21 protein-coding genes and 1 pseudogene are annotated in these 18,832 nt (G+C 69.2%); 11 read left to right on the top strand and 11 right to left on the bottom strand.

The features are described 5' to 3' along the window. Window positions 1–154 precede the first annotated feature (154 nt). Both A5714_RS12110 and A5714_RS12105 read left to right on the top strand, forming a co-directional pair. Window positions 155–799 (top strand): TetR/AcrR family transcriptional regulator, encoded by a 645-nt coding sequence (locus A5714_RS12110; protein ID WP_068285454.1) that lies wholly within the window; start codon window positions 155–157, stop codon window positions 797–799. After that, window positions 796–1,476, top strand: coding sequence for an enoyl-CoA hydratase/isomerase family protein (locus tag A5714_RS12105; RefSeq protein WP_068070612.1), 681 nt, complete (start codon window positions 796–798; stop codon window positions 1,474–1,476). Before A5714_RS12110 ends, A5714_RS12105 begins: the two co-directional genes overlap by 4 nt. On the opposite strand, the gene A5714_RS12100 is transcribed toward A5714_RS12105, so the two are convergent. Further along, window positions 1,470–3,074, bottom strand: coding sequence for a sulfite reductase flavoprotein subunit alpha (locus A5714_RS12100; protein WP_068285452.1), 1,605 nt, complete (start codon window positions 3,072–3,074; stop codon window positions 1,470–1,472). The genes A5714_RS12105 and A5714_RS12100 overlap by 7 nt on opposite strands. Before the next feature lie 118 nt (window positions 3,075–3,192). Between A5714_RS12100 and A5714_RS12095 the strand changes: the two genes are divergently transcribed. Next, window positions 3,193–3,939: an iron reductase gene (locus tag A5714_RS12095; RefSeq protein WP_068285463.1), complete on the top strand. Its 747-nt coding sequence runs from the start codon at window positions 3,193–3,195 to the stop codon at window positions 3,937–3,939. A 303-nt stretch (window positions 3,940–4,242) separates the two neighbouring features. Further along, window positions 4,243–5,853 carry an MFS transporter gene (locus A5714_RS12090; RefSeq protein WP_231975877.1) on the top strand — a complete coding sequence of 537 codons (1,611 nt, stop codon included), beginning with the start codon at window positions 4,243–4,245 and terminating at the stop codon, window positions 5,851–5,853. Between the two features lie 384 nt (window positions 5,854–6,237). Here the strand turns inward: A5714_RS12090 and A5714_RS12085 are convergent, their stop codons facing one another. Continuing rightward, a complete protein-coding gene (locus tag A5714_RS12085; RefSeq protein ID WP_068070606.1) occupies window positions 6,238–7,071 on the bottom strand; it encodes a helix-turn-helix transcriptional regulator in 834 nt (277 codons plus the stop codon). A 102-nt stretch (window positions 7,072–7,173) separates the two neighbouring features. Between A5714_RS12085 and A5714_RS12080 the strand changes: the two genes are divergently transcribed. Beyond that, window positions 7,174–8,160, top strand: coding sequence for an aldo/keto reductase (locus A5714_RS12080; RefSeq protein ID WP_068285448.1), 987 nt, complete (start codon window positions 7,174–7,176; stop codon window positions 8,158–8,160). Here A5714_RS12080 and A5714_RS12075 read toward each other — a convergent pair. Continuing rightward, complete coding sequence (locus A5714_RS12075) at window positions 8,157–8,987, bottom strand: LLM class F420-dependent oxidoreductase (protein ID WP_068285447.1); 831 nt, start codon at window positions 8,985–8,987, stop codon at window positions 8,157–8,159. The two genes, A5714_RS12080 and A5714_RS12075, sit on opposite strands and share 4 nt — an antisense overlap. Window positions 8,988–9,141: 154 nt before the next feature. Here A5714_RS12075 and A5714_RS12070 point away from each other — a divergent pair, with 154 nt between their 5' ends. After that, window positions 9,142–9,576 (top strand): Imm63 family immunity protein, encoded by a 435-nt coding sequence (locus A5714_RS12070; protein WP_068285446.1) that lies wholly within the window; start codon window positions 9,142–9,144, stop codon window positions 9,574–9,576. A 31-nt stretch (window positions 9,577–9,607) separates the two neighbouring features. On the opposite strand, the gene A5714_RS12065 is transcribed toward A5714_RS12070, so the two are convergent. Further along, window positions 9,608–9,850, bottom strand: a complete 243-nt coding sequence (locus A5714_RS12065) for a hypothetical protein (protein WP_156747285.1) — start codon at window positions 9,848–9,850, stop codon at window positions 9,608–9,610. Window positions 9,851–9,875: 25 nt separating this feature from the next. On the opposite strand from A5714_RS12065, the pseudogene A5714_RS12060 reads away from it, so the two are divergent. After that, window positions 9,876–10,106: pseudogene (locus A5714_RS12060) on the top strand (LLM class F420-dependent oxidoreductase); the annotation flags it as partial. 27 nt (window positions 10,107–10,133) lie between these two features. Here A5714_RS12060 and A5714_RS12055 read toward each other — a convergent pair. The 3 genes from A5714_RS12055 to A5714_RS12045 are packed head-to-tail and all read right to left on the bottom strand — an operon-like array spanning window position 10,134 to window position 12,639. Beyond that, on the bottom strand, window positions 10,134–11,174 hold the full coding sequence (locus A5714_RS12055; RefSeq protein WP_068285442.1) for a zinc-binding dehydrogenase: 1,041 nt from the start codon (window positions 11,172–11,174) through the stop codon (window positions 10,134–10,136). Continuing rightward, entirely contained in the window at window positions 11,171–11,881 is a 711-nt protein-coding gene (locus A5714_RS12050) for a phosphonatase-like hydrolase (protein ID WP_231975876.1), read from the bottom strand. The genes A5714_RS12055 and A5714_RS12050 overlap by 4 nt, the downstream gene beginning before the upstream one ends. Continuing rightward, complete coding sequence (locus A5714_RS12045) at window positions 11,878–12,639, bottom strand: GntR family transcriptional regulator (RefSeq protein WP_068285435.1); 762 nt, start codon at window positions 12,637–12,639, stop codon at window positions 11,878–11,880. Before A5714_RS12045 ends, A5714_RS12050 begins: the two co-directional genes overlap by 4 nt. 139 nt (window positions 12,640–12,778) lie before the next feature. Here A5714_RS12045 and A5714_RS12040 point away from each other — a divergent pair, with 139 nt between their 5' ends. The 3 genes from A5714_RS12040 to A5714_RS12030 all read left to right on the top strand — a co-directional run bounded on the left by A5714_RS12040 (window position 12,779) and on the right by A5714_RS12030 (window position 15,953). Continuing rightward, a complete protein-coding gene (locus A5714_RS12040; RefSeq protein ID WP_082959706.1) occupies window positions 12,779–14,233 on the top strand; it encodes an MFS transporter in 1,455 nt (484 codons plus the stop codon). A 23-nt stretch (window positions 14,234–14,256) separates the two neighbouring features. Beyond that, entirely contained in the window at window positions 14,257–15,150 is an 894-nt protein-coding gene (locus A5714_RS12035) for an alpha/beta fold hydrolase (protein ID WP_231975875.1), read from the top strand. A gap of 83 nt (window positions 15,151–15,233) precedes the next feature. After that, window positions 15,234–15,953: an esterase gene (locus A5714_RS12030; protein WP_068285431.1), complete on the top strand. Its 720-nt coding sequence runs from the start codon at window positions 15,234–15,236 to the stop codon at window positions 15,951–15,953. An 18-nt stretch (window positions 15,954–15,971) separates the two neighbouring features. Here A5714_RS12030 and A5714_RS26615 read toward each other — a convergent pair whose 3' ends face one another. The 3 genes from A5714_RS26615 to A5714_RS12020 all read right to left on the bottom strand — a co-directional run bounded on the left by A5714_RS26615 (window position 15,972) and on the right by A5714_RS12020 (window position 17,914). After that, a complete protein-coding gene (locus A5714_RS26615; protein WP_197513657.1) occupies window positions 15,972–16,139 on the bottom strand; it encodes a hypothetical protein in 168 nt (55 codons plus the stop codon). Window positions 16,140–16,252: 113 nt separating this feature from the next. Beyond that, on the bottom strand, window positions 16,253–16,957 hold the full coding sequence (locus A5714_RS12025) for a class I SAM-dependent methyltransferase (protein WP_197513656.1): 705 nt from the start codon (window positions 16,955–16,957) through the stop codon (window positions 16,253–16,255). A gap of 57 nt (window positions 16,958–17,014) precedes the next feature. Beyond that, window positions 17,015–17,914, bottom strand: a complete 900-nt coding sequence (locus A5714_RS12020; protein ID WP_068285426.1) for a class I SAM-dependent methyltransferase — start codon at window positions 17,912–17,914, stop codon at window positions 17,015–17,017. A 139-nt stretch (window positions 17,915–18,053) separates the two neighbouring features. Here A5714_RS12020 and A5714_RS12015 point away from each other — a divergent pair, with 139 nt between their 5' ends. Further along, window positions 18,054–18,479: a nitroreductase family deazaflavin-dependent oxidoreductase gene (locus A5714_RS12015; RefSeq protein ID WP_068285456.1), complete on the top strand. Its 426-nt coding sequence runs from the start codon at window positions 18,054–18,056 to the stop codon at window positions 18,477–18,479. Between the two features lie 286 nt (window positions 18,480–18,765). Here the strand turns inward: A5714_RS12015 and A5714_RS27620 are convergent. Next, the coding region (locus A5714_RS27620) for a nitroreductase/quinone reductase family protein (protein ID WP_156747286.1) at window positions 18,766–18,832 on the bottom strand (67 nt) is incomplete at its 5' end.

The raw sequence follows: 18,832 nt of genomic DNA, 5'->3' as shown, positions 1-18,832 counted from the left end.
CGCGTGCGCGGTCTCGGCTGCGCGTCATCCCCCGGCCAGGCGATATAAGTCCCGATTCTATCGCCACCGACCGCGGCCGCTTCGCAGCCTGCGCCGCGATCACGCCCCGCGCCACCGCCTGATAACAGAGCGATTGCTCTGTTATGGTGTCCGCATGCCTCGACCGCGTGTCCACGACCTGGACAGCGTGCTCGACGCCGTCGAAGAGCTCGCGGTGCGCGCGGGGCCGGCCGCGGTGTCTATCCGTGCGATCAGCGCCGCGGTCGGTATCTCCAACGGCGCGGTGTATCACGCCTTCGCCTCCCGCGCCGGCCTGATGGCACACGCGTGGCTGCGCGCGGGCCGACGGTTCCTGGCGGTGCAGAGCGCCCTGGTCGATGAGGTGCCCGAGGGTCAGGACGCGGCCGACGCTGTCGTGGCCGCCGCGGACGCCCCGGTCGTATTTGCCGGTCGCTACGCGACCTCGGCCAGGTTGGTGTTCACCGTCCGGCGTGCCGACGTGCTCGCCGATGACATCCCCAGCGACGTCGCGGCGCAGCTTCGCGATCTGGACAGCCAGCTCGTCGACCTGATGGTGCGACTGGCGAGGCGGTTGTGGGACCGCAAGGACAGGGCCGCCGTCGACGTCATCACCAGTTGCATCGTCGATCTGCCGACCGCGCTGCTGCTGAGCCGCGACGCGGTCGAAGACCCGACGCGCCGCGCTCAACTGCGCGCCGCGGTGCGCGCTGTGCTGGCGGTGGGGCCGCCGCCGCGAATAGCTCGACCGTCCGACCACACCGCAAGGGAGACCGCATGACGCTGCACATCGACTACCACGACAAGATTGCTGTGCTACACCTGGGGCCAGACGAAAACCGTTTCAGCCCAGCATTTCTCGACGATCTCGACGCCGCGTTGGATCAGGTCGTCGCCGACGGTGCCCAGGGTCTGGTGACGACCGCCGGTGGCAAGTTCTACTCCAACGGCTTGGACCTGGACTGGTTGGGCGCCCACAGTGACCGGGGGCGTTGGTACATCGGCCGCGTCCATCAGCTCCTGGCGCGGGTGCTGACGCTGCCCGTCCCCACGGCCGCCGCCGTAGTGGGTCATGCCTTCGGCGCCGGCGCGATGCTGGCCCTGGCCCACGACTTCCGGGTGATGCGCGCGGACCGCGGTTACTTCTGCCTGCCCGAGGTCGACATCCGCATTCCCTTCAATCCGGGGATGGCGGCGCTCATCCAGGCGAAGCTGACCCCGCAGGCGGCGGTGGCGGCGATGACGACCGGGCGGCGCTTCGGTGGCCCCGACGCGCAGCGGTTCGGCATCGTCGACGCGACCGCCGACGAAGGCGCGCTGCCAGGGGCGGCGATCGACGTGTTGCGCCCGCTGGGAGCCAAGGATCCGGGCACGCTGGGTGTCATCAAGGACACGATGTTCGGCCGGGCCGCCCAGGCGTTGCTCGACGACCAGGAGGTGTCCACCGCCGGTCAATAGACGTCGCGCACGTATCGGTGATTGCGGATGAGGTCGTCGACGTACGCGTCGGCGGCGGCCGCGGACCGTGCGCCGAATCGGGCTACCAGGGCGCGCACGGTGGTGTCGACATCTTTGGCCATCCGCTCGGCGTCTCCGCACACGTAGAGGTGGGCACCGCTGCGCAGCCAGTCGAAGACGTCGGGGCCGTTGTCCCAGAGCCGCTGTTGCACATACGTTTTCGGCGCCGCATCGGTGGCGTCGCGGGAGAATGCGAGGTCGAGGCGGGTCAGCGCGCCGAATTCCAGAAAGCCACGGAGTTCCTCGGCGTAATGAAAGTCGGTGGCCTGGCGTCGTTCCCCGAAGAAGAGCCACGCGCGGCCCGGAGCCCGGGCCGCCTGTCGCTGTTGAAGGAATCCGCGAAACGGCGCGATGCCGGTGCCCGGACCCACCATGATGATCGGTACGTCGGGTGCGGGCAGTCGGAATTGGTGGTTGGGCCGCAATTGCACCCGCACCGTCTCCCCGCGATCGGCCAGGAAGGTCGACGCCACGCCACCGTAGCGGCGATTGCGCGCGGCGTAGCGCACCGTCGCGACCGTCAGGTGCACCCGGTTCGGGTGGACCAGCGGGCTCGACGAGATGGAATAGTCGCGCGCCTGCAAGGGGCGCAGCGTGTCGACCACCTCGTCGACGGTCAGGCCGCTCAGCCGGACCACGTCGAGGACGTCCATGCCGTACCAGCGCGAGCCCGGGCCGGCGGTGTCGTCCGAAAGCCCTATCAGGGCGGCCGACGCCGCCAGCAACGCCCGCGACGGCGTGCGGATCTCCAGGTGCTCCGTCAGCAAGACACCGAGGGGTTCGTCGTAGCCGGCCGGCACGTACTCGGGCGCGACGCCGAGTTCCGCCAGGATCGCGCCCACCAGCACGGGATCGTTCGTCGCGTGCACCGCGAGCGAATCGCCGGCGCGGTAGGGGAACGCGGTGTCGCCGAACTCGAGTTCGTAGTGGCGGACCTCCTTGTCGGAGCCGGGCGCGCTGAGTAGCCGGTTGACGACGACGCGGGCCTCGATGATGTCGGCGGGCTTGTGCGCCGCGTCCCCCGGCGCCCGGGTCGCCACGGTCGCCGGCGAGGACGTGGCCGAGCTCCCGTTGCGCGCGCAGGCCAACAACTCGACCAGGTCCGCCGTCCACGACTCGGCGGCCTGCCGGTAGGGGCCGTCGACGTCGACACGGTCGAGCAACCTTGTGGCCCCGAGCTCCGCGAGGCGTTCATCGAGCAGCCGGCCCGCGTTGCAGAACAGGTCGTACCCGCTGTCGCCGAGGGCGAGGACGGCGAACTTCAGCGGTGTCAGCGCGGCCACCGTGTCGGCGCTGAGCGCCTGCCAGAACAGTGCGGCGTTATCGGGAAACTCGCCCTCGCCGAACGTCGAGGTGACCGCGACGAAGTGGGTCGCCGAACGCAGCTGACCGAGCTCGACCTGGTTGAGCTCGATGGCTCGGGCCTCGATCCCGAGCGCCTTCTCGAGGGCTTCGGCGACGGACATGGCGGCGTCCTCGGCGTTACCCATGTCGGTTCCGTAACCCACGATCACACAGAAGTGGGATCGGGCCGTCATGCGTCACTCCCCTCGGTTCACCTGACCGCGCGGTTCAACGGCGCGGTCTGCGCGAGGCCTGGCCCCACCCCAGGCCGCTGCGCTAGGTTAGCCTAACCTAAGTAGAGGAGGCGGAGTGGTGACCCTGGCGATCGAAGATCCGTTGATCTCCCGAATGGAAGTCCGGCGGATGCTGCCGGTTCACGAGTCCTGCCGTCGCCTGCGCGACCTGGCCCCGCGCTACCCCCGGGTCTACGGTGTCGCCGTGTTGGCCGACGTCAATCCCTCTCGGTGGTGGCCGGTCGACTCCCGGCGCACGACGGAACTGCTTCCCGCGATGTTCGAGACGGCCACGCGGGATATGGGCTGGCGCGCGGCCGCACGCCAACTGGCGGCGACCCTGACCCACGACATTCTCGGGCGGATGCTGCCGCTGGTCCTGTTGGAGGGTCGGGCGTGGGACGTCGGCCTGGAAAACCTGTGGATGCACGTTGATAAGGACAGCGCGATCGACTGGATCGCCATCGTCGATCCGACGCTGCGGGTGTTGCCGGACGACCCCTGCCTGCTGAATCTGTGCAGTGCGGCCCAGGGCCGCGGCACGCCACGCGAGGCGATCGTGGTGTTGCCCGGCGAGCTGGCGCTGACGACGTGGGTCGCGCATCGCTGCCACCGCAGCCTGACGCCGCTGTTCGCGGCCCTCAACGCCGTCAGCGACCGGGCGTTGCCGGTCGCCACGATGTGGCACACGGTCGCGTCGGCCATCGTCGGGGTAGCGGCGCAACTCTCCGACGCCGGAGGCGACGCGGTCGCGCGTCGAAGCCAAGCGATTCTGGATGCGATGGCCGGCTTCGGGCTGCCGGTACGCCGCGTGCGACGGTGCTGACGGAGCGGGCAATGCGCAGACCCCGCCGAGGCGATACATGGCCAAAGCGCCTGCCGAGCAGGGCATTACGGGCGCACCCGATCGGCACCGCGGCCAGCAACCAGCGGAATATCTGTCAACAGCCCGACGTTGCACGCGAACGACGCGGGCGGCCGAAACGGCAGTGGTGCACCGGCGGCGGTAAACTGCGAAGTCCCGAATGGCGCGAAAGGCGTTGTCATGTATTCGAAGGTGTTCGCGCGTGGGGCCGCCTAGTCGCACTGGATCCGAGGGCCTGGCGCCCGGCCGGCGCACCGTTCCATGGTGATCAAGGAGCAAGACCGCGCCGACGGCACCCAGCCGTCCACCTGGGCCCCGTTGCGCAATCGGGTCTTTCGTGCACTGTTCATCGCCCAGTTCGTATCCAACATCGGTACTTGGATGCAAAGTGTGGCGGCCCAGTGGTTCTTGGTGGAGACGCACAGCAGCGACGTGGTCGTAGCCCTCGTTCAGACCGCGAGCCTCGGACCGACGCTGCTGCTGGGCCTGTTCGCAGGGGTGCTCGCCGACCTGTTCGACCAGCGCCGGCTCCTCATGGCGCTGCAGTCCTACGCCGTGCTGGTGGCGCTGGCGCTGGCCGTGGTGACGTACTTGGGGCGACTGGGCCCGGCGTCGTTGCTCACGTTCACCGTGGCGATCGGCTGCGCCTCCGCGCTCACCGCACCGGCCTGGCAGGCGATCCAACCCGAGGTGGTCGTTCGCGACCAGATACCGGCCGCCGCAACGCTCGCCAGCGTCTCGGTGAACGCGGCCCGCGCGCTCGGGCCCGCAGTCGGCGGCGCCGTCGTCGCCGTGGTGGGTCCCGCCGCGGTGTTCGCGATGAACGCCGTGTCGTTCGCGGGCATCATCGTCGCCCTGACGACCTGGCAGCGACCCAAGCAGCTCGCTCCGGTGGAGCGCGAGCACCTCAGCCAGGCCATCGTCACGGGCCTGCAGTACGTGCGCAACGGACCCATCTTCCGCAGGATTCTGCTGCGGGCGGCGCTCTTCTTGTTCCCCGCGTCGGCGCTGTTGGCGCTCCTGCCGGTAGCCGCCGCACACCGGTGGCAACTGGGTGCGGGCGGATACGGTATCGCCCTGGGCGCCATCGGGTTTGGCGCCGTCCTCGCAGTGACCGTCGCCGCGCCTTTGCACCGCCGGCTGTCGGACAACGCGCTGCTGGCCGCGTGCGCCGCCGTCTACGCGCTGGCGCCCCTGGCCGTGGTCTGGTTGCCGTTCGCGGCGGCGGCACCCTTCCTGGTGTTGTCGGGGATGGCGTGGCTGATGACGCTGACCACGCTGAACGCGGCCGCCCAGTTGTCGTTACCGCGCTGGGTCCGGGCCCGCGCGCTATCGATGTACCTTCTGGTCTTCACCGGATCGCAGGCGATCGGTTCCTACGCCTGGGGGCTCGTTGCCACCCGCGAGGGCCTCGACGTCGCGATGGTGTGCTCGGCCGTGCTGCTGGGTGTGGTCGCCCTGAGCGTGGGGCCACTGCCACTTCGGCCCGCCACCGGAAAGTTGAACGTCGACGTCTCCACGACCTGGCCCATCCCGAGGCTGGTCTTCGAACCCTGTCCGCACGACGGGCCGGTGATGGTGACCGTGCGCTATCAGGTGCTCGCCGAGAACCTCAAAGACTTCGTCCAGGCGATGAGCGCGGTCCGCAGATCGCGGTTGCGCACCGGCGGCCACAGTTGGCGGCTGTATCAGAGCGCCGGCAAACCGAACACCTTCATCGAAAAATTCACGGTGGCGTCGTGGAGCGAGTTCGAGCGCCAGCGCACGGAGCGGTGGCTGGCCTACGACTCCAAGGGCGTCGCGAAGGCCATCGGTTACACGGTCGACCACAAACGCCGCCACGAGTACTACCTCGCGATGCGGGTGCCTCGCTGACGCCGCGTCCTGGCAAACGGGTGCCGCTGACCGTCGCGGTGCACGGCGACGGGACGGCGTCCGCCCCTGCGCTCGCCTTGCCGCGCAGGCGATTTCACCGCGCGGTTACCTCGAGGCAAGCTGGCGTTGGCTTTCGGCGCCGTTCGCAGGCGCGGGGCGTCGCGCCCTGGACGTTTGGTGCGTTGTGTTGCCCGAACCGGCGCGCTCATCGCCACGTCGATTTTCATCCGCAACCAGGCCGCGGCCCGCTTGGACGGTGGACGCCTGCGCACGGCCGCAACCGCTGCCTTCCCCATGCCGCCATCCTTGCAGTGCCGCACCGCTGCGTCCGCAGCGGCCGCCGTTGCCCGCGAATCGCGCGAATAGGCTGAGTGTTTGGCGCGGTCAGCCCACGGCCTGGTCGCCGACCACCGCGAGCAGGCGCAGATCCTCGAGCGCCGACGAGCCCGCGGGCGGGGTCAAGACCACGAACTGTTGGCCGTCCGTCGTCGCCAGCACCTCACAGTCCAGCGCGATGGGTCCGATGCGAGTCAGGAATGTCTTGCGCTGCATCCGCCGGGTCGCGACCTCATGGCGCGCCCACAGCTCGGCGAATTCGGCACTGCGCTCCAACAGGCCCTCGACGAGCTCGCACATGTCGGCGTCGGCGCGGCGGCGCGCCCACGCGGCGCGCAGGTCGGCCACGACGGTGCGGCTGTGCTCCCGGTGGCTCTCGGCCGGCGTCATCTCGCGGGCCCGCGGATCGGTGAACCATCGCCAAGTCATGCTGGCCTCCAGTCCCCGTCCACCGGCGGCCATATCGCCGAGAAGCAACCGGGCTAAGTCGTTGTGCGCCAACATGATCCCGGTGTCCGAGCACACGAAAGCGGCGGCGTCGCGCATCCGGTCCAACACGAACAACAGCGCCGGGCGCACCCGCGCGCAGCGCCCGCCGCGGTCGGGCACCGCGTGACCGGCCAGTCGGTAGAGGTGGTCCGTCTCGTCGTCGGTCAAGCGCAATGCACGCGCCAGCGCCGCCAACATCTGCGGCGATGGCTGCGCGCTGCGCGCCTGCTCCAACCTGCCGTAGTAGTCCGCCGACATCCCCGTCAGATGCGCGACCTCCTCGCGCCGCAGACCGACCGCGCGACGTCGGAACCCGGCGGGCAACCCCACATCCGCGGGAACCAGTGATTCGCGCCGGCGGCGCAGGAACTGCGCCAAGGCTTCACGATCCATCCGATCATTGTGGCCCAGTCGCGCCGGCTCAGACAGGGACTGCGAATCCCTGGCTCGACACGACGTGGCACCGGCACCGATCGCCTTGACAGACTGGCTGGCATGCAAACGAAATCCTTGGGCGCCCTGACCACGTCCGCGGTGGGCCTGGGTTGCATGGCGATGTCCGGTGCGTACGGCGAGTCGGACCGCACCGAGAGCATCGCCACCCTGCGCGCCGCCCTCGACGCCGGCATCACGTTGGTGGACACCGGCGACTTCTACGGCATGGGCCACAACGAGTTGTTGATCGCCGAGGCCCTGCGCGGGCGGCCGCGCGAGTCGTATCAACTGAGCGTCAAGTTCGGTGGTCTGCTCGGCCCCGACGGGTCGTGGGTGGGCTTCGACGCCAGGCCGGCCGCCGTCAAATCGGCCGCGGCGTATTCGTTGCAGCGCCTCGGCACCGATTACCTCGACGTCTACCGACCGGCCCGGCTGGATCCCGCGGTGCCGATCGAGGACACCGTCGGGGCCATCGGCGAGCTGGTGGACGCGGGTTACGTGCGCCACATCGGCCTGTCCGAGGTGGGATCGGAGACCATTCGCCGCGCGGCCGCGATCCGGCCGATCAGCGACCTGCAGATCGAGTACTCACTGGTGAGCCGTGGCGTCGAGCGTGACATCCTGGGCACCTGCCGCGACCTCGGGATCGGGGTGACCGCATACGGCGTGCTGTCGCGCGGCCTGCTCGGGGGCCACTGGGCGAGATCGGCTGCGGCAGAAAGGGATTCCCGCTCGCTGTATCCGCGGTTCTCCGGGGAGAACCTGGACCACAATCTCTCCCTGGTCGAGACGCTGCGAGGTGTCGCCGACCAATTGGGCGTGTCGGTGGCGCAGGCGGCGATCGCGTGGGTGGCCTCCCGCGGGACCGACGTCGTCCCGCTCATCGGCGCGCGAACGCGCACCCGCTTACAGGAGGCGCTCGGCGCGGTCGCGGTCACGCTGTCCGACGAGCAGCTGACGCGTATCGAGGCAGCGGTCCCCGATGGTGAGGTGGCCGGTGACCGCTACACCGCCGAGCACATGGCCGCGCTCGATTCCGAGCGTTAGCCTCGGTACTGGTCCACCAGCGCGGCGAGCTCGTCGAGCACCCGCAGCGACTCGTCGAGGGGCTTGGTCGGCAACAGCAGCGCCAGCTGGTCGAAGCCCAGCTCTTCGGCGGCCCGCCAGTAATCGAGGTCCTTCGGCGTGCCGAACATCGCCAGCGGAACGTCGTAATCGGCCTTCTCGCGCAACTGGTTGGTGCGCTGGGTGAGTTGCTCCAGCGGCAGCGGGTTGGAGATCCAACCGGCTCGGTGCCGAACGACACGCTTGACCGTGGCGTCGGAGTTGCCGCCGATGAAGATCGGCGGATGTGGCTTGCGCACGGGCTTCGGCCGGCTGTAGGACGCGTCGAAGTTGACGTACTTGCCGTGATATTCGGCGGGTTCGGTGGTCCACAACGCGCGAATGGCCTCGATGCGCTCGTCGAGCAGCGCGCCGCGCGTCTTGGGGTCGGTGCCGTGGTTGCGCAGCTCCTCGATGTTCCAGCCTGCGCCGACACCGAAGACGAAGCGGCCGCCCGAGATCAGGTCGATGCTGGCGGTCTCTTTCGCGGTGATGATGGGATCCCGCTCGATGAGCAGCGCGATGCCGGTGAACAGCTCGATCGCGGACGTCACGGCCGCCGCGGCGGCGAGCGTGACGAACGGGTCCAGCGTGCGGTAGTAGATGCCGGGCAGGTCACCGCCCTGCGGATACGGCGATTCCCGGCTGGCGGGGATGTGCGTGTGCTCGGCGATCACCAGCGACGCGAAGCCGCGCTCCTCGATGGCCCGGGCCAGCGACACCGTGTCGATGGTGTCGTCGTTGACGAACGTGGAGATCCCGAACTTCATCGCCTGCCCCTGTCTGTCGCCTACCCGTGCCCAAACCGTCCTCAACGACCGGTTATTCCCCCACGGCGGGAGCCGTAACATTTTCCGGCCCTCGGGATCGAAACACCGGCCGGCGGCCGTCCGCGGGGGAGGACGCGCGACGTAGTGTCGGCGCATGGTCGACACGAAGTGCAGCCATTTGCAGGCGGAGATCGATCGCCTGGCCGCGGCGCTGCATGTGCCACGCATCGAAGTGGGGGCGATTCGCAGAGACGACGACTACAACGTGTTCGTCGATTCCGACGGCCGGTACCACTTCGCCTATTGGGAACGCGGTCGGCCTAATCTGGACCTCGTCGGCGAGTTGGACGACGTTCTCTACTGGTTCGCCGAGACCTTCTCGTCGATCGTCGCGAGCGGCTACGCGTCGCGGGCCCGCGGCGACGGCCGTGATCGCCGGGAATTGCGGTGGGCTCACCAATATCAGTTGCTTTATCGGCTCGATCCCGCCTGGGCCGGACGCTGTGTCCGCGAACTGTCGGAGAAGCTGCGCGGCTGGGGCATGCCGGAGGCCGTGCAGCTGTTGCCCGATGTGCCCGAGCGTGGCTGACGATTGCTACTAGACTGCCCGCCAACCGATTTCAGTGCGGTCCGCCGCGGATTCTGAAATCGCTGCTGTCGTCCACGCGGTCGATTGCGCCGGCGAACGATTCCGGGGTCAGGGTGGCGTCGTCGATCCCGGCGGTCTCACCGAGAAACACCCGGCTGACGTGCTGGCCGCCGACGCGGTAGATGTGCGCGGTTCGGGTGCACGACTCGTGCGCCAGGTACACGACGATGGGTGTCACCTGTTCGGGCGCAGCATCTTTCACGAGATCCGGCATGGTGTGCTCGGTCATCCGGGTGCGCGCGGACTTCTCGCCGAATTACGTGCGACTGCTGGAACATGGGGACGCCCGGGACGTCGGGGACACGATGGCGGCGGGCAGTGAAGAGGCGATCTTCCGGCGGCTGTGTCGCTACCGCGACGCGGGCGTCACCGATCTTGCCGCCCGCATCGTTTCGTTAGGTGAGGACGCCGCCGCGCGCAGCGCGTCGCGGCGCCGCACGCAGGAGTTCTTGGCGTCGTTGGCGCTGTGAGCCCGAGCGCGCTGTGGCGCAACAGGATCAGGGAGCGATCGAATACCGCGGCGCCGCCCCCGCCGGCCCGGTGAGCAAGGTCGCGAGGTCGTGCAGCGGTCGCGGGGCGGCCACCAACTCCGCCCAGGGGAAGCGGTCGCGGGTCTGGCGCAAAAAGTTCAGGGCCGCGCTCAGGTGCCGCGGCTCATAGTTGTGCACGCCGAGGATGGACAGTTGTCGGCGGACGACCGCCTCGGGGTCGAGGGCGACCGGGAGGCCGGGGGCGACCGAGCCGGCGAGCACCGCCACGCCCTGGACGTCGAGCGCGGCCAGCCCGTCCTGGATCGCCGCGGACGACCCGGACAGGTCGAGCAGCACGTCGCACGTTCCCGCGTCCGCCGCGCTTTCGAGCGCCCCGGTGGCGCCGAATCGGCGCGCCAGTCGCCGCCTCTCGGGGCTCGGGTCGACCGTGACGATCGACGTGGCGCCGGACCAGGCCGCGGCCGCGGCCGCGGTGATCCCCAGCATGCCGGCCCCGATGACCACGACGCGGCGACCCGACAGCGGTCCCGCGCGTTCGACGACCCCCATGACGGTGGCCGTCGCACACGCCGCCGGCGCCGCCACCGCGTCGGGGAGGCCGTCGTCGACGATGGCGATGGGCAGCCCGCTCGGCAACACCGCGTGTTCGGCGTAACCGCCGGACAGTCCCCAGCCGGATTCCAACGATTCGTGGCCGGCCTTGCGGACGGTCCGGCATTTCGCCGTGATGCCGGCGCGGCAGCGGTCGCATGTCCCGCACGGCAGGGTGACCGACCAGATCACGCGCTGCCCCACGCGCAGCGGCCGGCCGTCCACCGCACGAGCCGAATCGTCGCCCAGCGCAATGACATCGCCGACCGTCTCGTGCCCGAGGATCGACGGGCAGGGCTGCGTGCGTCGCCCGCTCACCGTGTGACGGTCGCTGCCGCACACGGTGGCAAGGCGCACTCGCACCAAGACATCGCCGGGCTCCAGGCGGGGGAGCGGAATCGACTCGACGGCGATGTCGCTGCCGCCGCGCCAGACCGCCGCCTTGGTCCGCGTCATGCCCGGCTGCTGACGACGCTGCGCAATCCCAACCATGCCGGCAGCTCGGCGACGCTTGGCAGCAGGTGGGTGTGGCGGTGGGCGCCGAGTTCGGCCGCGTCGCCGGCACCGGACAGCACGCCGACGACGAAGGCGGCACCCGAGTTGGTACCGGCCTGTAGGTCGCGTGGCGTGTCCCCGGCAACCAGTACCCGGGCGACGTCGGTGACGCCCACGGACTCCATGGCCCGGAAGATCATGAACGGCGCCGGGCGACCGCTCGGCACGTCGCTCCCACACACGACCGCGTCGACCGTCGAGTCGCCCTCCCAGCCGAGCTCGCGCAACAACGAGGCCACGATGTCACGATCGAAGCCCGTTGTGAGAGCGACCTTTACGCCTGCGGCCCGCAACGTGGCCAGCGCGTCCGTGACGCCCGGCAGCGGCCTGGGCGGGGTGGTGGCGTACGCGGCCGTCAGCCGCTTGCGGAAATCGGCCACCACGGCAGCCAGCTCGTCGGTGCCGGGCGGCGTGCCGTCACGCATGGTCAGCAGCGCCCGTAACGCCTCGTGCTTGGCCGCCCCGTGCCAGCGGGCGATGTCGGCGTCTGTCGCCGGCGCGCCGTGCGCGGCCGCCGTCTCCGCGAGCACGCGATAGACCTGCAGGCCCTCGTCGATGGTGGTGCCGGCCATGTCGAACACGGCGAGATCGAGCGGGGTTGCGGTCACGGGCGGACCTCCGTTCCGGGTTTCGCGTTGCGGCTCAAGGCGCAACGCGCGTCGAGGGTGTTTTCGAGCGTGAAGCTGACGGTCGCGGGCAGATAGCGGTCGTCGTGGTATTCGATGACGTCGCCGTCGACGCTGCGCGTCGTGCGCTGCTGACGCAGCAGCGGCGCGCCCTCCGCCACCCCGAGGTGCGTCGCGTCGATCCGGTCGGCGGCCACGGCGTCGATCACGTGTGAGGCGGTGGCGAACCGCACACCCTGCGACAGCAGGTAGGCCCACAACGACCCTGAGTCGCAGTCGAAGTCGAACAACCGACGACCGACATGCTCGACGAACGTCGCGCGCTCCAGCATCGCCGGCTCGTCGTCGAGGTAGCGCAACCGCAACACTTGCACGACGGGCGCCCCCGCCTCGACACCCAACACGGTTGCGGCGTGCTCGTCGGCGGGCCGCAGGGCCAGTTCGAGGGTCCGTTGCCCGGGCGAGCGCCCGATGGAATGCGCCCAGGCCGAGTAGGACAACAGGGTGTCGAAGGGTTGGTGGGTCGCGGCCGTGCACACGACGGGCCGCTTGCCGCGACCGCCGGCGATCACGCCCTCGGCCCGCAACGTGGCCAGCGCCTGCCGCACCGGCCCGCGAGAGGCGCCCCACTGGGCACAGAGCTGAGATTCCGACGGCAGCGCCGCGCCGACCGGCAGGTCGCCGCCGCGGATCTGTTCTCGTAAGTTGTCGGCGATGATCTCATGCAACGCCAAGGTCATGAACCTGACTATACATGTTCAGGAATTAAGTGCAGAAGCGTTTGACCCGAATGACGCTCAGGTAAAGCAGAATTGAACATCAGCGGGTAAAACCCTCAGCCGTTGACAGGCGTCGCGCTCGTGATGAACGGTACTTATCATGACAAGTTCCTTATCGCGACGGGACGCTTCACCGGTCACGGCCGCGCACGTCGGGGTGACCAAGTCGATCGACGACGCCAAGCTCGACATCTTCCACTTCAAAGCGGCTGCAACCGCCGGTGCCGGCTTCTTCACCGACGCCTACGACCTCAACGTGATTGGCACGGTGACCTTACTCGCCACCCCACAATTCCATCTGACGAGCGGCCAGATCTCCATGCTGACGAGTTCGACACTGCTGGCGGTGGCGGTGGGGGCAATCGCCTTCGGCCGGCTCGGAGACATGCTCGGTCGACGGCGGGTGTACGGCTTCGAAGCCGTCCTGATGATCATCGGCGCGCTGGGCAGCGCGTTCGCCACCAATTTCACGGTGCTGCTCATCGCCCGGCTGATCCTGGGCGTGGGCATCGGCGGTGACTATCCCGCGAGCGGCGTCATCATGACCGAGTACGCCAACCGGCGTAATCGCGGCCAACTGGTGGGTCTGACCTTCATCTTCTATGTGCTCGGCCAGGTGGTCGCCTACCTGGTGAGCGTTCTCGTGCTCGCCATCGGGGTGCCCGATCACCTCGCCTGGCGGGTGATCCTGGGCATCGGTGTCCTGCCATCCCTGCTGGTGCTCTACCAACGCCGCCACATGCCCGAATCGCCACGCTGGACCGCCGAGCGCGGCGACGAGCAGCAGGCCCTGCGGGATTTCGAGGCCTTCGCCGGGGAGCGTGCCGGCGCCTTCACCGCCCCCCAAGTGCGGGGCGGACCCCCGGTCGCGCTGCGCGCCGCCCTCACCAACCGGAAGGTCCTGACGCTCCTGGCGGGCACCGCGGGCAGCTGGTTCTTTTTCAACGTGGCCGTCTACGGCAGCTACGTCAGCCAGCCACTGCTGATCAAGCACATCGCCCCGCACGGCACCCTGGTGGCCAACATCGCGCTCAACGCCGTGCTGGTCATCTGCTTCGGCCTCGGCGGCGCGATCGTCGGGCTGCTGGTCCTCGACCGGGTGCGGCGGCGCGTTCTGCAGGCCGCCGGCTTCGCGCTGTGCGCGTTGGCGATGTTGCTGCTGACCGTCGTGCCGATGATCAGCGCCTCCGTGGTGCCCTTCGCCGTCGTCTTCGGCTTATCCCTGTTCGGGGTGGCGTTCGGGCCGAACTACACCACGATGCTGCTCGCGGCGGAGTCCTACCCGACGGCGGTGCGCAGCACCTTCCATGGCCTGAGTTCGGCGATCGCCAAGGTGGGCGCCTTCCTCGGCGCCCTCGTCGTGCCGCTGCTCCTCGGCGGCGCCGGTCTGCGGGCGGTGACGCTGCTGGGCTTCTGCTGTTACACGGCGGCGATCGGCGCGACACTTCTGGTGCGGGAGCCCGGCGGCCGTGCGTTGGACGACGTCAGCGCGGACATCGACGTGACCGGCCGTCACGCGCCGGAAGCTATACGGCCGCAACCACTTTCGGCGTGACGGCGGCGGGGGAGGTAGCTTCGGTGGGTGTGACGATGGTGCGGGCCGGCGTGCTCGAGGTGGCCGTGGAACGACACGGGACGGCGGACGGGTGGCCGGTGGTGTTGCTGCACGGCTTCCCCTACGACCCGCGTTGCTACGACCGAGTGGCGCCAGTGCTCGCGGCTGCCGGCGCGGACGTGATCGTGCCGTACCTGCGCGGCTACGGGCGGACCCGGTTTCTGACGCCGGCGACCCCTCGGTCGGGCCAGCAGGCCGCGCTGGCGGCGGACCTACGGGACCTGATCGCCGCGTTGGACCTGGCGCCGCCGATCGTGGCCGGCTTCGACTGGGGTGGGCGCGCCGCCTGCCTGGTCGCGGCGCTGTGGCCACACCGGGTCCGGGCATTGGTGACGGTGTCCGGATACAACGTGCAGAACATCGCCGCCGCGGCGCGGCCGGCACCGCCGGACGCCGAGCGCCGGCTCTGGTACCAGTACTACCTGCACAGCGAGCGTGGGCGAGCCGGCCTGAACGCGTACCGCCGCGAATTCACCCGCACGCTATGGCGGGAGTGGTCGCCGCAATGGCGTTTCACCGACGACGAGTTTGCCACGAGCGCAGCGTCTTTCGACAATCCTGACTTCGTCGACATCGTGGTGCACTCCTACCGGCACCGCTACGGGCTGGCCGCCGGTGACCCGTCGTACGACGACCTCGAACGGCAGATCGCCGGCCAACCGCAGATTCCGGTGCCCACCGTGATCGTCGACCCGCAATGCGACTACCTGGCTCCGAACGTGCCCACCCGGGCGGCCCACGCGCCGCACTTCCCCGCGCTGCTCGACGTTCGCGTCGTACCGGCCGGGCACAACGTGCCACAGGAGTGCCCGGACGCCTTCGCCGAGGCGATCCTGGCCGCCCACGCGGGCAGTTGAGGCCAGCGAACATCGCAGCGTTCGCGTCCGCCGGGTCGTGTCGGCGGCGCGGGAAAGCCCGCGCGTCTGGTAACAACGGAGCCGTGCTGAGTTCACCAGGGCGGCGGGCGCGACGGACCACGGCGACGGCGGCCGCCCTGGGGATGCTGGCGGTGTTTGCCGGTCCGCCCGTCGCCGGCGCGGACGCTCCGTTATGCAGCCCGGCAAGTGTCGACGCCGACCAGATGTGCCACTTCGAGGCGTCCGGGCCCGGCTCGGACGTCACGATGGTGTTCCCGGCGAACTACCCCGACGAGCCGGCCCTCATCGCCTACCTGACCAAGGTGGACAACGACTACACCGGCGGCCGCGGCGCGGTGAGCACCGGTCAACCGCCGACCGCGCTGAAAGTGACGGGCAGCCGGTACAGCTCCGGGGCGGCCCAGACCGGCACGCAGTCGGTGGTGACCGAGATCTACCAGAACATGGGCGGCGCCCACCCGCTGACGTGGTACAAGTCCTTCAACTACAACGCGGCGACCCGGCAGGTCATCACCTTCGATTCGCTGTTCAAGGCGGGGACGCAGCCGCTGCCTGCCGTTCTGCCGATCGTCCAGAAGACGCTGACCGACCGATACGGGCCCGCCGTGTCGATCCCGCCGGACACGGGCTTGCAGCCCGCGAACTACCAGAGCTTCGCGATCACCGACGACGCCATCGTGTTCTTCTTCGACCAGAACTCGCTACAGCCGGCGCTGGAGGCGACGCAGGTGTCGGTGCCTCGCAGCGCCGTGGCGTCGATGCTGTCGCCGGGGCTGAGCTAGGCGCGCGATCCGGCGCGCCTAGCGGCCGCCCTCGTCGGGAAGGTCGTGCCGAGACTGGTGCAGTCCCGGACCTTCGGGGTCCTCGTTCTGGTGCTCGAGCTCTTCTTGCAGCTGGCGCTGTTCTTCGGTCGCCTTGCGGGCGTCCTCCGGCGCGGCGGGTGGGTTGAAGTTGACTTGCTGGTCCACCGAAAGATCCTCCGAACGTGTGGCTGGTTACTCGTTGAGGATCGACCGATTCCGGCCAGCTGAAACCGCGCCAGGCCATCGGCCTTGCGGACCGCGGCGCCGGCCCCGCTCGGCTAGCGCCCGGTCCGGTCGTCCAGGTGGGCCGACAGCAGCCAGGCCCCGACGGACTTGCGGCCGTTGCCTTCGTCGCGAACGTCGGCGTCGGCGAAGCCTTCGAAGCGGGCCAGGAAGCTGTCGGGCACGTTGGCATGGATGCGCGCCGGCCGAATCTCGTCGACCACCCAGTACCGCGAGACCACCTCGCGCAGTTCGTCTTCGGTGACCGCGTTCACGGGTCCGTTGGCCGGGACGCTGTCGCGGCTGAAGACGAGCACGAAATACGACGCACCCGGAGCCGCGGCCCGCACGATCGAGCGCTGATAGCCGTCGCGCAGCTCGACGGGCATCGAGTGGAACAGTGTGCTGTCGACGATGGTGCCGAATCGGCCGTCGTAGCCGGTGAAGTCGCTGATATCGGCGACCTCGAACGTGGCGCTCGTCAGGCCTCTGCGCGCGGCCTTGTCCCGTGCCAGCGAGATGGCGGTCGGGGACTGATCCAGCCCCACCGTGGTGAACCCGCGTTCGGCCAGGTGCAGCGAGACCGCGGCCTCACCGCAACCCGCGTCGAGCACCTCGCCGTGGAACTTCCCGGCCGCGATGAGGCCGGCGATCTCCGGTTGCGGCTCACCGATGCTCCACGGCGGCCGGTTGCCGTGGCCCATCTCGGGGTCCTCGCCCCGGTAGGCCGACTCGAACATTTCCCGCGTTGATTGAGACATGTTTCTTTGATATCAACCGCCCTGATATGTGTCAAGACGGTTGATATAAGAGGGGTGTCAGCCGGAGACGGCCGCCAGGTATCCCGAGGTCTCTCCGAACGAGGCGAGCTCGTCCTTCGGCACCTCGAATCCGTGGCCGGCGTATGCCTGCTCCGTCGTCGTGATGTCCACTCGCCAGCCCCGCGCGGCGAGGTACTCGGCGGCGGTGTTGCGCTCGCCGGTGTAGAACAATTCGGCCAGGTTGATCGTCGAGCCCAGCCGTTGAGCCCGTTCGGTGAGCTTCTGGGCCCAGTCGGCCGGGATGTTCCGCATGTCCATGTGCTCGGTCGCGACGCGGCTGCCGGGTGCCGAGAGCCCGATGATGTTGTCGAACAAGCGGTCCTGCGCCTCCGGCGGCAGGTACACGAGGAGCCCTTCTGCGCTCCACGCGGTCGGCCGGCCGGCGTCGAAACCGGCGTCCACCAAGGCCGACGGCCAATCCTCACGGAGATCGATGGCCACCGTGCGGCGCTCGGCGGTGGGCTGGGCGCCCAGGCCGGCGAGGACCCGGGTCTTGAACTCGATGACCTCGGGTTGGTCGATCTCGTACACGACGGTGCCGGTGGGCCACGGCAGGCGGTAGGCCCTGGTGTCCAAGCCGGACGCCAAGATCACGGCCTGGCGCACGCCCGACTCGGTCGCCCGCACGAAGAAGTCATCGAAGAAGCGGGTGCGCACGGTGATCTGCTCGTTGACGGCCTGGCGGTTCAGCAGTGGGTCGTCGGCGCGCTCGACCTGGCCGTCGAGGAGTTTGACGAAGACGTCGATGCCGACCGCGCGAACGAGCGGATCGGCATAAGGGTCGTCGAGCAGCGGGTTCGGTCCCTGGGAGGCGATCGCCCGCTGCGCCGCGACCGCGGTGGCGGTCGCCCCGACGCTAGATGCCAGATCCCACGTGTCGTTGTCCGTGCGGGCCATCGACCCACTCCCCTCCGCGCGGCAGCGCTTTAGTTAGCTCATATAAGTGATGGTTTCACTGTACGCCGGTTCGGCCCTCACTACCCGGTGGCGGTCGGCCCGCAGGAATATGGGCACCCACCGGCGCGTTGTGCACGGCATGGCGGACGACGACATCGAACTGAGCCCGACCGAATGGGTGCGCGCGCAAACCGAGAAGATCCTGCAGCGCGGCACGACGGACGGCGTCGACGTACTGGACCGCCCCGTGGTCTTGGTGGTCACGCGCGGAGCGAAGTCGGGTAAGCGTCGATACGTACCGCTGATGCGGGTCGAGAACAACGGGCGCTACGCCATCGTCGCTTCGCACGGCGGCGCGCCCAAGCATCCGTGGTGGTACTTCAACGTCAAGGCCAATCCCGCGGTGACGGTTCAGGACGGCGAGAAAGTCGTCGAGCTGACCGCGCGTGAGCTCGCCGGTCCCGAGCGCGACCAGTGGTGGCGGCTGGCCGTCGAGGCCTTCCCGCCCTACGCGGAGTACCAGACGAAGACCGAGCGGCACATCCCAGTCTTCGTCCTGGAATAACGGCGCGCAGGCGTTCACGGCGCCCCGGTTTGTTTGCCGATTCGGTTGGGGTGCAGCGCTGTTCGGCGTGCGGCATCGGCCTCTCCTTGCTTGGATGGCGGCTGTGCGCATGCGACTATCCGGCAGCACTGCGTATCGGTCTAGGGCACAGCCACATTCGCGTGCCCGCAACGTCGTTGTTCGCACCGGGCGTGCCTGGCTATGGCTCTGAAAATAAGGTCACGCCGATAGCATGGTCAACCGGGCGGGCCGGCCCCATACCGAACGCAAATGTTTCTGCGCGCCGTTATTCCAGGACGAAGACTGGGATGTGCCGCTCGGTCTTCGTCTGGTACTCCGCGTAGGGCGGGAAG

Origin of the sequence: Mycobacterium sp. E2462 (genome assembly GCF_001672685.1) — a bacterium.
GTDB lineage: Bacteria > Actinomycetota > Actinomycetes > Mycobacteriales > Mycobacteriaceae > Mycobacterium.
The sequence above is the reverse complement of the archived record's forward strand: the minus strand, read 5'-3'. Positions and strand labels throughout refer to the sequence as shown.